Raw genomic sequence first — 13,612 nt, 5'->3', positions numbered from 1 at the left:
CGGTGGGGGGCTCAGGCCCCCCACCCGAAAGGCACCCCCATGCTTCCCAATCGATCACGACTTTCAGTCCTGGTCTTCCTGCTCCCGCCGCTGCTTCTCTACGGCGTCGCGGTGCTGTTCCCGATATTGCAATCGCTGTTCCTCAGCTTCTTCTCCTGGAACGGCATCAGTGACATGGAGTTCGTGGGCCTCGCAAACTACGTGCACATGCTCACTGGTGACGGTGTCTTCTGGCGTTCCTTCTTCAACGCCCTCGGTTACCTCGCCATCTGCCTCGTCCTGCAATTGGGCGGTGCGTTGTTCGTCGCCAGCCTCCTGACCTCGCTGCGCCGAGGTGCCGGAATCATCAAAACCCTCTACCTGCTGCCGGCCGTGATCTCGACGGTGGCCATCGCGTTCCTCTTCGTGCGCATCTACTCGATTGATCCGGTGGGCCTGCTCAACCAGGTCCTCGGCTGGATCGGTCTCGGCGGCCTGGAACGGCCCTGGCTTTCGGACGTCAATACGGTCCTCGCGGCCGTTTCAGCACCTGAAGGCTGGCGGTTCACGGGACTCTACATGCTCATCATCTACGCCGCGCTGCTAGCCGTCCCACAGGAACTTGAAGAAGCGGCGCGCCTGGACGGCGCCAACCAGTGGCAAATGTTCACCAAGATCCGGTTCCCTTACATCCGGCCCGTGTGGATCACCACCACCATCATGGCCACAACCTACGGCCTTCGCGGATTCGATATCCCCTACCTCATGACGAACGGCGGCCCCGGCCAGTCCTCGGAACTCCTGACCACGTACATGTACAAAACCGCGTTCACCAGCACCGACTTCGGTTACGCCAGCACCATCTCGGTGTTCATCGTGGTCGAGTGCCTCGTTGCCGTCGGATTCATCTTGCTCATGCTCAAACGAAAGGCTGACGCATGACCGCGCAAACAGCCCCGGTTACCCGGCCGGTCCCTGCCCCGCCAAGCAGCCCGGCTCCCCGACGTCGACGGCGCAAGCCAAACGTCTTCCGAAGCCTGTCGAGGACGCTGATCGTCCTCATCGTCGTGGTGCAGGTCTACCCCCTCGCCTGGCTGTTCCTCACGAGCCTGCGGAACGAGCACGACTTCGCCACCGGTGATCCCTTTGCGCTGCCGAGCTCCATCAGCTTCGACAACTACGCCCGCGCTTTCCAGACCGGCAACCTCGGTCAGAACATCCTGAACAGTTTCATCGTCACGATGGGTGCCAACCTCCTGATCGTCCTGCTGGGGATGATGGCCGCGTATGCGCTGCAGGTCCTTGGATTCCGGTTCAGCAAATTCGTCCGGGGCCTCTTCCTGATCGGCATCATCGTGCCGGTGCAGATCGCGCTTGTGCCGCTGTTCATCGACTACTCGTCCGTGAACCTGCTGGACACCTACCAGTCGATGATCATCCCCTTGGCCGGGTTCGCCCTTCCCATGTCGATCTACCTTTTCTCGTCATTCTTTGAATACATTCCCAGGGAAACCTATGAGGCAGCCTCGCTGGACGGCGCGGGCCCGTACCGCATCTTCGGACTGATCACCCTGCCGCTGTCGACCAACACCGTAGTGACCGTGGTGCTGGTGAACAGCATCTTCATCTGGAACGACTTCATCTTCGCGAACACATTCGTGCTCTCCGAAGGACTCAAGACCATCCCGCTGGGGTTGCAGAACTACATCGGGGCAATGGGCAAGGTCGATTGGACTGCAACGTTCGCCGCTGTCTGCATCACCATCACGCCTTTGCTGCTGGTGTTCCTCGTCCTCAACAAGGCGATGATCCAGGGCCTCGAGAGTGGGGCCACGAAGGGATGAGGACGTGGCCACTGGATAGACTGTGAGGGGAGGGCCAATGACGTCTGAAGAAAGCTTGACAGAACCCGAGGTTAACCACCTTCATCCACCGATGACTCCGAGGACGAGTCATCCGGTCACGATGCGGGAGGTAGCGGAAGGGGCTGGAGTTTCCGTTGCCACGGTTTCCCTCGTGGTCAACAACAAGAAAGACGCTAGGATCGGGGCCGGGACACGCAAGCGCGTGCTGGACACCATCCGCGAACTGGGCTACCGCCCGAATGCCCTCGCCAAGAACCTGGTGAGTGGCAGTTCACGGTTCATTGGCCTCGTCGCTGACGCGATTGCGACGACCCCCTTCGCAGGGCAGATCATCCACGGTGCCCAGGACGAAGCTTGGAAACACGGATTCGTCCTCTTGGTCGCGAACACCGAGGGCAACGAGCCCGCGGAAAAGGACGCTATCTCGATGATGCTCGAGCACAAGGTTCGCGGCATCCTGTATTCCACCTGGTTCCACCGCCCGGCCGCGATCCCCACCGCGTTGCACGAGACGGACTTCGTGCTTGTCAACTGCTTCTCTCCGGACTCCGACGCCCTCGCCGTGGTCCCGGACGAAGTCCATGGCGGGCGGGAAGCAACCGACATTCTCTTGCGCAAGGGGCACCGACGAATCGCCTTCATCAACGCCACGATCCCAGCCCCGGCCAAGGATGGACGTCTCCAGGGCTACCGGGAAGCACTCGAATCTGCGGGGATCTCGTTTGACCCCCACCTCGTGTTCGACGCGTTTCCTGATCAGGAGGGCGGATACGAAGCCGTCGAGGAGCTCCTCAAACGGGACGTCACGGCGGTCTTCTGCTACAACGACCGTATGGCCATGGGTCTCTACGACGGGCTGAAGCAACGGGGGCTGTCGATTCCGGAGGACATGGCCGTCGTCGGGTTCGACAACCAGGAAGTCATCGCCGCCCACATGCGGCCACCGCTCTCCACTGTCGCGCTGCCGCACTACGAACTAGGCGCTGCTGGGGTGCGCCTGCTCCTTGGCGTCGATGAACCAGCCGGCAGCACCGTGGTAAAGATTGAGTGCCCGCCGGTGGAACGCGACTCCGTCGGAACGAACATTCTGACAGGCCCGCGGTCACGTTGGAGTTCAACTACCTAACCTCCGGCACCTTCCTGGTGCTGCTCGGCCTCGTCCACTGCAGAGTGTTCAATGTAGGACTCCACCGCCGATTCCGGAACGCGGTATGACCGCCCGAATCGCACCGCGTGGATGGCGTGCGAGTTCACTAGGCGGTAGACGGTCATTCTGGACACCCGCAGGGCCTCGGCAACCTCGGCGATTGTCATGAATCGGTTTGCTGGAATGCCGGCGGACATGTTCACCACGGCCTCCTCAACGGGCGGTAGTCGTAGTAAATACCCGGCGCAGCCGTGAGGCCAGCGCGAAGCAACGCCGCACCCGCATCTGAACGATGTACCTCGATGTGGGATCGAACATCAGGACCACTCCCTTGCAGTTGCGATGTGCCTAGGGTAGGCGCCGAACACACAAGGCACATGAGTGACTTTCACCCGTTATGCCACACGGGCCACTCACGCCACTTAGTCAACTACTCGGACAGGAAGCCCAATTCAAGCAAGTGGTCACCCGAGTAGGCCGGGCAAAAGACGGGTAGGCGCTACGCAAGCCAGGGCGGGCGGTCGGCCCCTACGCTCGGAGCGTGAGCGGGGAACAATGAAACGAGCGGCAAAAGCAGGAATCGTAGTTGCGGGCGTGGTCGCTGTCGGATTGGCGGGAGCGATTACCCTCAATGCCACGCAGACAGGATCACGCTCAATTCAGGGCGGCACGACGCCGGTCACCGCCAGTGCGACCCCCTCTGCTTCGGCTGCCGCCAACGCGCCATCCGCGACACCGGGTGCCGCAACCCCAACGCCCGCCGCGAATGCGTCCCCTAGCGCTGCGCCTTCAAGTCAAGCGCCAGCCCCCGCCCCGACGGCCAGCTCCAAGCCGGAAGCACCAGCCGCACCGGTGCCGGCTCCCGCCGAGCCGGCCCCCGCGGCACCGGCTCCCGGGGCGCAGGGCCTCGACGGAGCGGGGATACAACGTATCGAGGACACTTGCACTGCCCGGCTGCAAAGCGACGCCGCCCATTCCGGAACAGTAACCGGAACCGTGGTGCCCCGGCCATTCATCGTCGTCTCTATCGCCTTCTCCGGGACACCGGTACGGTCAACGGGGGCGTCCGGCCTGCCGGCCTACGACGTTCTGATGAAGACCACCATCAAGCTGGCTGATGGTCCTGCCCAGGACGGACAGCGCGTATGCCGGGTCTATGACGCAGACGCGCACGTAGTGGATTGGCTCCCGGTCGGCTGATTCCGCGATTTGGGGTTCCGTGAGCGTGGACGCTAGGACTTGGTGCCCGTGAGCGCCAGGGTTCCGCCGAGCCCGATCATCATGACCCCGCCCGTCGCACCCAGTGTCGAAATCCGGCGAGGGGAGCGCGCAAACCAGTGGCGAGCGGTACCCGCGGCAAGGGCCCACATGCTGTCGGAGACCAGGGCGATCAGCAGGAAGACAGCCCCCAGCTCGGCGAGTTGGAGCGAAATGCCGCCGCTGGCGTATTCCACGAACTGGGGCAGCACCGCCACGAAGAACACGATCGATTTCGGGTTGCTCGCGCCCACGATGAAACCCTCGCGGATCAGCCGCCACATCGACCGCGACGGCGCCGGGCCAGCCGCCGTCGAACGCCCGCCGCGGTGACGGATCGCCTGCACGCCGAGGTAGATCAGATAGGCCGCGCCCGCGAACTTGACGACACTGAACAGCAGGATCGACTGCGCCAGCACCGCGCCAAGCCCCAACGCCACCGCGGTGATCTGCGGAACCATGCCCAACGCGTTTCCGAGGACGCTCAGGAGCCCGACTTTGCGGCCGAGGGCAAGGGAGCGCCCAATCACGAAAAGCACGCTGGGACCAGGGACTGCGATGAGGACCAGCGAGGCCAGGGCAAACGCCAGGAGATTGGTGAACGGAACCATGCCTGATGATAGGCCTTCATTCGTGATTGCCGCGAGACGGCAGATCACGGCAGTGTTTTCGAAAACACTGCCGTGATCTGCACATTCGGCGAAGCGGTAAGGCTACGAGGAACGCTGGGTGACCACCGGCATCGAGCCTGTCTCGTCAACGAGGTCGGCCCGAACGCGACCGCCGCCGCGGACCCACAGCTTGTAGGCCAACACCAGCAGCCCGAGCCATACCGCACCCACGTACAACGCCACGCGGGTGTCCTCGAAGACGCCAAGGATGACGATCACCATGGCCATGAACGCAATGGTCAGCACGGAAGCAGTGGGCCACCACGGCGACGCGAATTCCGACGCCGGCAGTCCCTTGCGCTTGATCTCCCGCTTCATGGCCACGTGCGAGGCGAGGATCAAAGCCCACACCCAGACGGTCGCGAAAGTGGCAATGGAGGCGATGATGACGAACACGCTCTCAGGGATCACCGCGTTGAGCACCACGCCCACCAGCAGGATCCCGCCCATCAGGACAACGGTCATCCAGGGAACCCCGTGGCGGGAGATCTTGCCGAAACTCCTGGGTGCGTGACCTTGCTGCGAGAGGCCGAAGAGAATACGTCCTGCGCCGAAGATATCGCTGTTGATCGCGGACAGCGCCGCGGTGATCACCACGGCATTGAGGATGTGGGGGGCTGCGGGAATGCCGAGGCCGCTGAAGATCTGCACAAACGGGCTGCCGTTGTTGCCGATTTCATTCCAGGGAAACAGGCTCATGAGCACTCCGAGAGTCAGGACGTAGAACAGCAGCACGCGCACGGGCACCGTGTTCACGGCCTGCGGGATGACCTTCTTGGGGTCTGCGGCCTCGCCTGCGGTGATGCCGATCGTTTCGATCCCGCCAAAGGCAAACATAACGACGGCGAACGAGGCCAGGAGCCCCTCGAAACCGTTCGGGAACAGGCCGCCGTGGTCAACGAGGTTCCCCAGCCCCGGTGCCGCTCCGCCGTCGCCCGTGTGGAAGCCGAACACGATGATCGCCGCGCCGCCCGCAATCATGGCGATGATCGCCACTACCTTGATGAGCGAGAACCAAAACTCGAGTTCTCCGAAAACCTTGACGCTCAGGAGGTTCATGGCCCCGAGGAGCAGGATGATCGCCAGGACCCAGATCCAGCGGTCCACCTGCGGGAACCAGAAGCCCATGTAGATACTGAATGCCGTCACGTCCGCGATCGCTACGATGGCCATTTCGAAAACGTAGGTCCATCCGGTGATGAACCCTGCGAGCGGTCCGAGGTAACGGCTGGCGTACTGGCCGAATGAGCCGGAAACGGGGTGGCGGACAGCCATTTCGCCGAGCGCGCGCATCACCATGAAGACGGCGGCGCCACCGATGATGTATGCGAAGAGAACCGCCGGGCCCGCCTTTTGGATGGCAGACGCGGAGCCGTAGAAGAGGCCTGTTCCGATGGCCGAACCGAGGGCCATGAAGCGGATGTGGCGGACGTTGAGGCCGCGGCTGAGAACGGTGGTTGCCGCGCCGTCGACGGCGTTGGCGGCTGTTGTCCTGCCCGCTATTGGTGCTTGCTGCATGCGAATACCTTCTCGTCATTGGGAGGGGGACTGTTAACCAGCAGACCATTTCTGGACGGCCTGTGATGGGACTCACGGCGCATCGCTGTCTCGGTTCTCAGACCCTGGTGACATGGAGGCTTTGGTCTGCAGGTCAAAAACTCTTGACTCAATGTCAATCAAGCTTTACATTTGCAATGTCAGCTTTGTTTTACATGGGAGTCGAAATGTCATTCGAAGAAAAGAGTGCCTGGATCATGGGCGCGCTCGCGGTGGGCTCCTACGCGGCGTATCTCATCATCGTTTTGGGCGGCGCGGCAAGCACTCCGCTGACCCAGGTTCCCTACGTGGCGCCCATGCTCTGGACGATCGGAGCGTCCATCGGGGTATCCATAGTGCTTCACATCCTGATCCGGATGGCTTCTCCCAAGAATGCGGGGAAGGACCAGCGGGACAAGGAGATTTATCGCTTTGGCGAGTACATCGGCCAGTCGTTCGTGATCATTGGCGCAGTGGCGGCACTCATCATGGCCATGGCCACGTTGGACTACTTTTGGATCGCCAACGTCATCTACTTGGCATTCGTTCTCTCCGCAATGCTCGGATCCGTTGCGAAGATCATCGCCTACCGCCGGGGTTTCCAGCCGTGGTGAAACCGACCAAAGTCACCAATTCCATCCGGGCCCTCCGCTTTGCCCGCGATGAAATGACCCAAGCGCAACTGGCGGACAGCATCGGGGTAACCCGGCAGACCATCATTGCCATCGAACAGGGCCGCTATTCGCCTTCCCTTGAAATGGCATTCCAAATCGCCCGGGTATTGAACGTGCCGCTCGACGACGTGTTCCAGTACCCGGACAGCGAAGGAGAAACATCATGAAAGCGATCGTTCAAGACAGTTACGGCTCCGAAGATGTGCTCGAGTTTGCCGACGTCGACATACCGGTCCCCGGCGAAAGCGAAGTCCTCGTACGGGTCCGCGCTGCCGGCGTCGATCCCGGCGTCTGGCATCTGATGACGGGCCTCCCTTACCTCACCAGGGCGTTCGGGTTCGGGGTAAGGAAGCCCAAGAATCGCATCCGTGGCAGGGACATGGCGGGCACGGTGGAATCCGTCGGCGCGAAAGTGACACAGTTCCGGCCGGGTGACGAGGTCTTCGGAACGTGCGAAGGTTCCTTTGCCGAGTACGCGTGCGCCAAGGAGGAGAAGATTGCCCCGAAGCCCTCCGCGCTCAACTTCGAGCAGGCCGCGGCCGTCCCTATTTCGGCCACTACCGCCCTGCAGGGCCTCCGGGACAGTGGGAAGCTGCAAGCGGGGGAGAAGGTCCTGATCATCGGTGCGGCGGGTGGAGTGGGATTGTTCGCCGTCCAGTTGGCGAAGGCGTTCGGCGCGGTGGTAACTGGCGTGTGCAGCGCGCCGAAAATGGACGTGGTCCGATCGGCAGGCGCCGACCGCGTCATCGACTACGCCAGCGAAGACGTCACCGATGGAACCACGCACTACGATCTCATCCTGGACACCGCGGGCAACCGCCCGCTCAAGCAGCTTCGGCGGGCACTCGCCCCGCGGGGGCGGCTCGTCATCGTCGGCGGGGAAGGCGGCGGCCGTTGGCTGGGTGGCTTTGACCGCTCCCTTCGCGCGCCCATGCTGTCGCTGTTCCTGGGCCAAAAGCTGAGCGGCCTGATGGCCGTGGAACGCCAGGAAGACCTGCGCTTCCTGACGGGGTTGATTGAGGCAGGCAAAGTCGTGCCTTTCATCGACAAGACCTTTCCCCTCGCCGACGCTCCCGACGCAATCCGGTATGCGCACGGCCGCGGCGTACGGGGCAAAGTAGTAGTCGCGGTGGCCCTGGCCGATAGCTGACAACACAGTTGCGAATGTCTGGTATTCCAGACAGCTTAATGTTCTGATTGGTTTCCGAACCGGGCTACGGGGCGCACGCTTAAGTACGGGATCCCGGACACTCCGACTTTCGCCATTGCGGCAGAAGGGCGTGCCGGGGATGACAGTGCACTCGAAGAGGAGCCATGACCATACAGCCGTCCACCCAAGGCCGGGCCGCTTCCAAGGTCCCTGCCGCCGAGAACACCCTGCGCATCCTGAAGTTGCTTGCTTCCCGGCGAGGCCCGATGGCAGCGTCCAACATCGCTACCGCGCTGGGCCTGCCCCGGTCCAGCGTCTATCACTTGCTCGGTGTCATGGAGGCCAACGGTTTCGTCCTGCACCTTCACGAGGAACAGCGCTACGGACTGGGCATTAGCGCCTTTGAACTCAGTTCGGCCTACTCGCGGCAAGAGCCTTTGTCGCGCCTCGGGCGCCCGATGCTGGCCGCCCTCGTGGATGCGATCGGCGAGAGCGCGCATTTGGCCGTGCTGCATGGCCGCGATGTGCTTTATATCGTGGAGGAGCGGGCCAAGAACCGTCCGTCCCTGGTGACCGACGTCGGGGTCCGGCTTCCCAGCCACCTCACCGCCAGCGGGCGTGCCATCCTGGCCGCCCTGCCGAAATCGCAGGTCAGGGCCCTGTATCCGAATGCCGCCGCCTTCACGGCCCGGCATGAGATGGAATCGCCCATCATGAAGTACTCAGCCTTGTCCTCGCATTTGGACCAGGTCCGGCAGCGCGGCTACGCCACTGAACACGGCGAAGTCACGCCAGGCTTCGGCTCGGTGGCCGCCGCCGTCACCGACCATTTGGGATGGCCGACGGCGGCAGTCGCCGTGACGTTCCTCGAGGACCGGGTACCGGTTGAGGAATGGCCGGCGCTCGCCGCCCGCATCCAGAAAACGGCCGACGAGCTGTCCGTGCGTATCCACGGCCGCCCGGGGCAATAGCCTCCCGCCCCACCCGCGCCCACTTTTCCCACCCCACCCCCGCCGTCCCACCCAACTGACTCGCAGTAGATGTCGCTATGGGCGCTCAAAACGACATGTACTGCGAGTTAGTTGAGTCTGTAATCCCGGACAGCACCCTTCCTAAAGCCGTTCCAAGACGGTTGCCGAAGGGCTCTACTGGATACAGAAGGACTTACACCTAGCAACCTCCAGAGACGAAGGAGTCACCATGGCACCCGCCGATTTCACTACCGGAGCCCGTCCAGTCCGGGCCGCCCGCGGTACCGAGCTGACCGCGAAGAGCTGGCAGACCGAGGCGCCGTTGCGCATGTTGATGAACAACCTGGACCCGGAGGTCGCCGAGCGCCCGGATGACCTAGTCGTGTACGGCGGCACGGGCCGTGCGGTGCGGTCGTGGGCCGCGTTCGACGCGATCACCCGGACCCTGGAGACCATGGAGAAGGACGAGACCCTGCTGGTCCAGTCCGGCAAGCCCGTGGGCGTGTTCCGCACCCATGAATGGGCGCCGCGGGTTTTGCTGGCCAACTCGAACCTGGTGGGGGACTGGGCGACGTGGCCCGAGTTCCGTCGCCTGGAGGCCGAGGGCCTGATGATGTACGGGCAGATGACTGCCGGGTCCTGGATCTACATCGGCACCCAGGGCATCCTGCAGGGCACCTACGAAACCTTCGCCGCCGTCGGTAACAAGCTTGCCGCCGAGGGACGCCACCCGGCGCCGGCCGCCGAGGGCTCTACCGAAGGCCCGCTGGCCGGGACCCTGACCCTCACCGGCGGCTGCGGTGGCATGGGCGGCGCCCAGCCGCTGGCAGTGACCCTGAACGACGGCGCCTGCCTGATCGTGGACGTCGACGAGACCCGGCTGCGCCGCCGCGCCGGCAAGCGCTACCTGGACGAGGTCGAAACCGACCTGGACACCGCCATCGCCAAGGTGCAGAAGGCCAAGGAAGAGCGCCGCGGCTGGTCCGTGGGCTACGTCGGCAACGCTGCCGAAGTCTTCCCCGAGCTGCTCCGCCGCCACAAGGCCGGCGAGCTGACCATCGACGTCGTCACCGACCAGACCAGCGCCCACGACCCGCTCTCCTACCTCCCCGAGGGCATCACCGTGGAGGAATGGCATACCGAGGCCGAGGCCGATCCGGAAGGGTTCACCAAGAAAGCCCAGGCCTCCATGGCCCGCCACGTACAGGCCATGGTCGAGTTCCAGGACGCCGGCGCCGAAGTCTTCGACTACGGCAACTCCATCCGCGACGAGGCCCGCAAGGGCGGCTACAACCGCGCCTTCGAATTCCCCGGCTTCGTCCCGGCCTACATCCGCCCGCTTTTCTGCGAGGGCCTGGGCCCGTTCCGCTGGGTCGCCCTCTCCGGTGACCCGGAGGACATCCGCGTCACCGACGAAGCCATCAAGGAGCTCTTCCCGGAGAACAAGCACCTGCACAAGTGGATCGACGCCGCCCAGGAGCGCGTTGAATTCGAAGGCCTCCCGGCCCGCATCTGCTGGCTCGGCTACGGCGAACGCGCCAAGGCCGGCCTGCTGTTCAACCAGCTCGTGAAGGAAGGCAAGGTCAAGGCCCCCATCGTGATCGGCCGCGACCACCTTGACTCCGGCTCCGTGGCCTCCCCCTATCGGGAAACCGAGTCCATGGCCGACGGCTCCGACGCGATTGCCGACTGGCCCTTGCTGAACGCCCTGATCAACACCTCATCGGGCGCCACCTGGGTCTCCATCCACCACGGCGGTGGCGTCGGGATCGGCCGGTCCCTGCACGCCGGCCAGGTTTCCGTCGCCGACGGCACCGACCTCGCCGCCGAGAAGCTCGAACGCCTCCTCACCAACGATCCCGGCATGGGCGTCATCCGCCACGTCGACGCCGGCTACGAACGCGCCGTCGAGGTCGCCAAGGAACGCGGCGTCCGCATCCCCATGACAGAAAGCAAGTAGGAGCACCGTGACCATTACTACAACATCCCTTGGCCGCCAGACGGTCATCCTCGGCTCCAGCGGAGTAACGCCGGAAGACGTCGTCGCCGTCGCACGCCACGACGCCAAGGTGACCATCTCCCAGGAGGCCCTGGACACGGTTGCCAAAGTCCGCGCACACATCGACGGCCTCGCCCACAGCGAGGTTCCGGCGTACGGCGTCTCGACGGGCTTCGGCGCCCTGGCCAACCGCCACATCCCCAACGAGCTCCGTACCCAGCTGCAGAAGTCGCTGATCCGCAGCCACGCGGCCGGCATGGGCCCGGCCGTGGAGCGCGAAGTAGTCCGCGGCATCATGTTCCTGCGCGCCAAGACCCTCGCCTCGGGCCGCACGGGCGTCCGTCCCGTGGTTCTGCAGACCATGGTAGACGTCCTCAATGCAGGCATCACCCCCGTAGTCCGTGAGTTTGGATCCCTCGGCTGCTCCGGCGACCTCGCTCCGCTGTCCCACTGCGCCCTGGTCCTGATGGGCGAAGGCGAAGCCACGGGCCCCGACGGCGAGCTCTACGGCGCCGCCGGAAAGAAGCCGGTTGCCGAGCTCCTCGCCGCGCACGGTATCGAGCCGGTAGTCCTGGCGGAAAAGGAAGGCCTCGCACTGGTCAACGGCACCGAGGGCATGCTCGGCATGCTCCTGATGGCCATCGCTGACCTGCACTTGCTAATCACGACGGCGGACATCACCGCCGCGCTCAGCGTCGAGGCGCTGCTCGGCACGGACCAGGTGTTCCTGCCGGAGCTACACGCGGCCCTGCGTCCCCACCCGGGCCAGGCTGCCAGCGCAGACAACATGCTGCGGGTGCTTTCCAACTCGCCGATTGTTGCTTCGCACCGCGTCAATGACACCAAGGTCCAGGACGCGTACTCGCTCCGCTGCGCACCCCAGGTTGCCGGAGCAGTCCGCGACACCGTGACGCACGCTGAGCTGGTCGCTTCCCGCGAGTTGGCAGCTGCCATCGACAACCCCGTGGTGCTCCCGGACGGCCGAGTGTCTTCCAACGGAAACTTCCATGGCGCCCCGGTGGCCTATGTGCTGGACTTCCTGGCCATCGCCGTCGCGGACTTGTCCTCCATCGCCGAGCGCCGCACGGACCGCATGTTGGACCCGGCCCGCTCGCACGGACTCCCGGCGTTCCTTGCCGACGATCCCGGCGTGGACTCTGGCCTCATGATCGCCCAGTACACCCAGGCCGGCCTTGTCTCGGACAACAAGCGCCTGGCCGTTCCGGCGTCGGTGGACTCCATCCCGAGCTCCGCCATGCAAGAGGACCACGTTTCCATGGGTTGGCACGCGGCACGCAAGCTTCGCAAGGCCATAGAGAACCTGCGCCGCGTCCTGGCCGTGGAACTCGTGACGAGCACCCGTGCCCTCGACATCCGGACCCAACTGTCCGGTGGGGAACTCACTCCGGGGCCTGCTGGGGCCGCCGTGATCGAGGTGCTGCGCGGCGTCGTCGACGGTCCTGGAACTGACCGCTTCCTCTCGCCTGAGCTGGAAGCGGCGGACCGTCTTGTAGGCGCTGGAGAGGTCCGCGCGGCCGCCGAATCCGCCATCGGAATTCTCGCCTGACGCCGAACAAAATACCGTTCGAGTGAACATTAGGAAGCGCCCCGGAAATGTTTGGCAATACGTGCCCCGGGGCGCTTTCTGTGTAGTAAAACTTATGGGGTACGGCATGTCCACGCCGACGATGTCGTGGGCCTGCCGGGGAATATCCGTTCACAACTGAAGTAACGAACATCCACAAAGGGGTAGAAGTTCAATGAAGGCACGCGGGACAGTCCTGTCCAGGCGAATCGCCCAGTCCGCCGTCGTTTCCAACTGGGGAACGTTGAAGGTGGGGGAGCGGATCGAAGTCGTAAGGCACGCACATGTGGTCGCGGCGGGGGAGGTTCAGGAAGTCTCGGGCAGCGGCAACGTTGTGTGGCTTGAACCTGCAGGACCCGGCGCCGACGAAGCCGCCAAGCAGCTTTTCATGAAGTCCGACGGCGTGGAGTTGCGTCGAGTGTAGCCGGCAGAGTCGCTGACTAAACCATAGAGAAGCACTTTAGACCAGAGAAACCGGGGCTTTTTTTCTACTCCGCGCCTTTTTGGCGTGGTCTGGAAAACAAGCCCCGGTTTTGTTGTCTGTACCTGTTCCTAAGCGGCGAGGACCTCGCGCGTCTGGCCGAACGGGACCGACTCGTCAAGGGCAACCGTGTAGCTTCCGGGCTCGCGGCGGGTAACAAGGATCCCGCAACGGCCGTTTTCGGCTGCGGCTTCGATGAGCGTGCCGACAGCACGGTCAAGTCCTGCGTGGACTTCATCGACGGATGAAAAGGACAAATGGATCTCGTTGTGTTCTATAGCGGTTGTGCTCATTGGG

General features: G+C 63.7%; 15 protein-coding genes. 11 read left to right on the top strand and 4 right to left on the bottom strand.

Translation table 11 applies throughout. The annotated features are described in order from the left end of the window. The first annotated feature begins 39 nt into the window (after positions 1–39). The 3 genes from OW521_RS06545 to OW521_RS06535 all read left to right on the top strand — a co-directional run bounded on the left by OW521_RS06545 (position 40) and on the right by OW521_RS06535 (position 2,970). A complete protein-coding gene (locus OW521_RS06545; RefSeq protein WP_268023920.1) occupies positions 40–921 on the top strand; it encodes a carbohydrate ABC transporter permease in 882 nt (293 codons plus the stop codon). After that, entirely contained in the window at positions 918–1,823 is a 906-nt protein-coding gene (locus tag OW521_RS06540; protein WP_268023918.1) for a carbohydrate ABC transporter permease, read from the top strand. Before OW521_RS06545 ends, OW521_RS06540 begins: the two co-directional genes overlap by 4 nt. Before the next feature lie 121 nt (positions 1,824–1,944). Further along, positions 1,945–2,970, top strand: a complete 1,026-nt coding sequence (locus OW521_RS06535; protein WP_442781227.1) for a LacI family DNA-binding transcriptional regulator — start codon at positions 1,945–1,947, stop codon at positions 2,968–2,970. On the opposite strand, the gene OW521_RS06530 is transcribed toward OW521_RS06535, so the two are convergent. Beyond that, positions 2,967–3,188, bottom strand: coding sequence for a helix-turn-helix domain-containing protein (locus tag OW521_RS06530; protein WP_268025722.1), 222 nt, complete (start codon positions 3,186–3,188; stop codon positions 2,967–2,969). The genes OW521_RS06535 and OW521_RS06530 overlap by 4 nt on opposite strands. Before the next feature lie 358 nt (positions 3,189–3,546). On the opposite strand from OW521_RS06530, the gene OW521_RS06525 reads away from it, so the two are divergent. Next, positions 3,547–4,191 carry a hypothetical protein gene (locus tag OW521_RS06525; protein WP_268023916.1) on the top strand — a complete coding sequence of 215 codons (645 nt, stop codon included), beginning with the start codon at positions 3,547–3,549 and terminating at the stop codon, positions 4,189–4,191. A gap of 32 nt (positions 4,192–4,223) precedes the next feature. On the opposite strand, the gene OW521_RS06520 is transcribed toward OW521_RS06525, so the two are convergent. Both OW521_RS06520 and OW521_RS06515 read right to left on the bottom strand, forming a co-directional pair. Then, positions 4,224–4,859 carry a LysE family translocator gene (locus tag OW521_RS06520; protein WP_268023915.1) on the bottom strand — a complete coding sequence of 212 codons (636 nt, stop codon included), beginning with the start codon at positions 4,857–4,859 and terminating at the stop codon, positions 4,224–4,226. Positions 4,860–4,961: 102 nt separating this feature from the next. Beyond that, positions 4,962–6,437, bottom strand: coding sequence for an amino acid permease (locus OW521_RS06515; RefSeq protein WP_268023913.1), 1,476 nt, complete (start codon positions 6,435–6,437; stop codon positions 4,962–4,964). A gap of 206 nt (positions 6,438–6,643) precedes the next feature. On the opposite strand from OW521_RS06515, the gene OW521_RS06510 reads away from it, so the two are divergent. From OW521_RS06510 to OW521_RS06480, 7 genes are all read left to right on the top strand, one after another. Further along, the gene (locus OW521_RS06510; RefSeq protein ID WP_268023911.1) at positions 6,644–7,069 is read left to right on the top strand and encodes a hypothetical protein; all 426 of its coding nucleotides are present in this window, start codon (positions 6,644–6,646) and stop codon (positions 7,067–7,069) included. Further along, a complete protein-coding gene (locus OW521_RS06505) occupies positions 7,063–7,296 on the top strand; it encodes a helix-turn-helix transcriptional regulator (RefSeq protein ID WP_268023910.1) in 234 nt (77 codons plus the stop codon). The genes OW521_RS06510 and OW521_RS06505 overlap by 7 nt, the downstream gene beginning before the upstream one ends. Continuing rightward, positions 7,293–8,279: an NAD(P)-dependent alcohol dehydrogenase gene (locus OW521_RS06500; RefSeq protein ID WP_268023909.1), complete on the top strand. Its 987-nt coding sequence runs from the start codon at positions 7,293–7,295 to the stop codon at positions 8,277–8,279. Before OW521_RS06505 ends, OW521_RS06500 begins: the two co-directional genes overlap by 4 nt. A gap of 164 nt (positions 8,280–8,443) precedes the next feature. After that, positions 8,444–9,250, top strand: coding sequence for an IclR family transcriptional regulator (locus OW521_RS06495; protein WP_184740831.1), 807 nt, complete (start codon positions 8,444–8,446; stop codon positions 9,248–9,250). Between the two features lie 229 nt (positions 9,251–9,479). Beyond that, a complete protein-coding gene (locus OW521_RS06490) occupies positions 9,480–11,210 on the top strand; it encodes a urocanate hydratase (protein ID WP_268023905.1) in 1,731 nt (576 codons plus the stop codon). 13 nt (positions 11,211–11,223) lie between these two features. Continuing rightward, positions 11,224–12,816 (top strand): histidine ammonia-lyase, encoded by a 1,593-nt coding sequence (gene hutH, locus OW521_RS06485; RefSeq protein WP_268025721.1) that lies wholly within the window; start codon positions 11,224–11,226, stop codon positions 12,814–12,816. A gap of 193 nt (positions 12,817–13,009) precedes the next feature. After that, positions 13,010–13,258: a hypothetical protein gene (locus OW521_RS06480; protein WP_059388455.1), complete on the top strand. Its 249-nt coding sequence runs from the start codon at positions 13,010–13,012 to the stop codon at positions 13,256–13,258. A 128-nt stretch (positions 13,259–13,386) separates the two neighbouring features. Here OW521_RS06480 and OW521_RS06475 read toward each other — a convergent pair whose 3' ends face one another. Next, positions 13,387–13,608, bottom strand: a complete 222-nt coding sequence (locus OW521_RS06475; protein WP_268023902.1) for a hypothetical protein — start codon at positions 13,606–13,608, stop codon at positions 13,387–13,389. Positions 13,609–13,612 lie beyond the last annotated feature (4 nt).

The sequence above is a fragment of the Arthrobacter sp. MMS18-M83 genome (assembly GCF_026683955.1).
In the GTDB taxonomy this organism is placed as follows: domain Bacteria; phylum Actinomycetota; class Actinomycetes; order Actinomycetales; family Micrococcaceae; genus Arthrobacter.
Note: the sequence above shows the minus strand (reverse complement) of the source record. Positions and strands in the feature narration are given on the sequence as shown.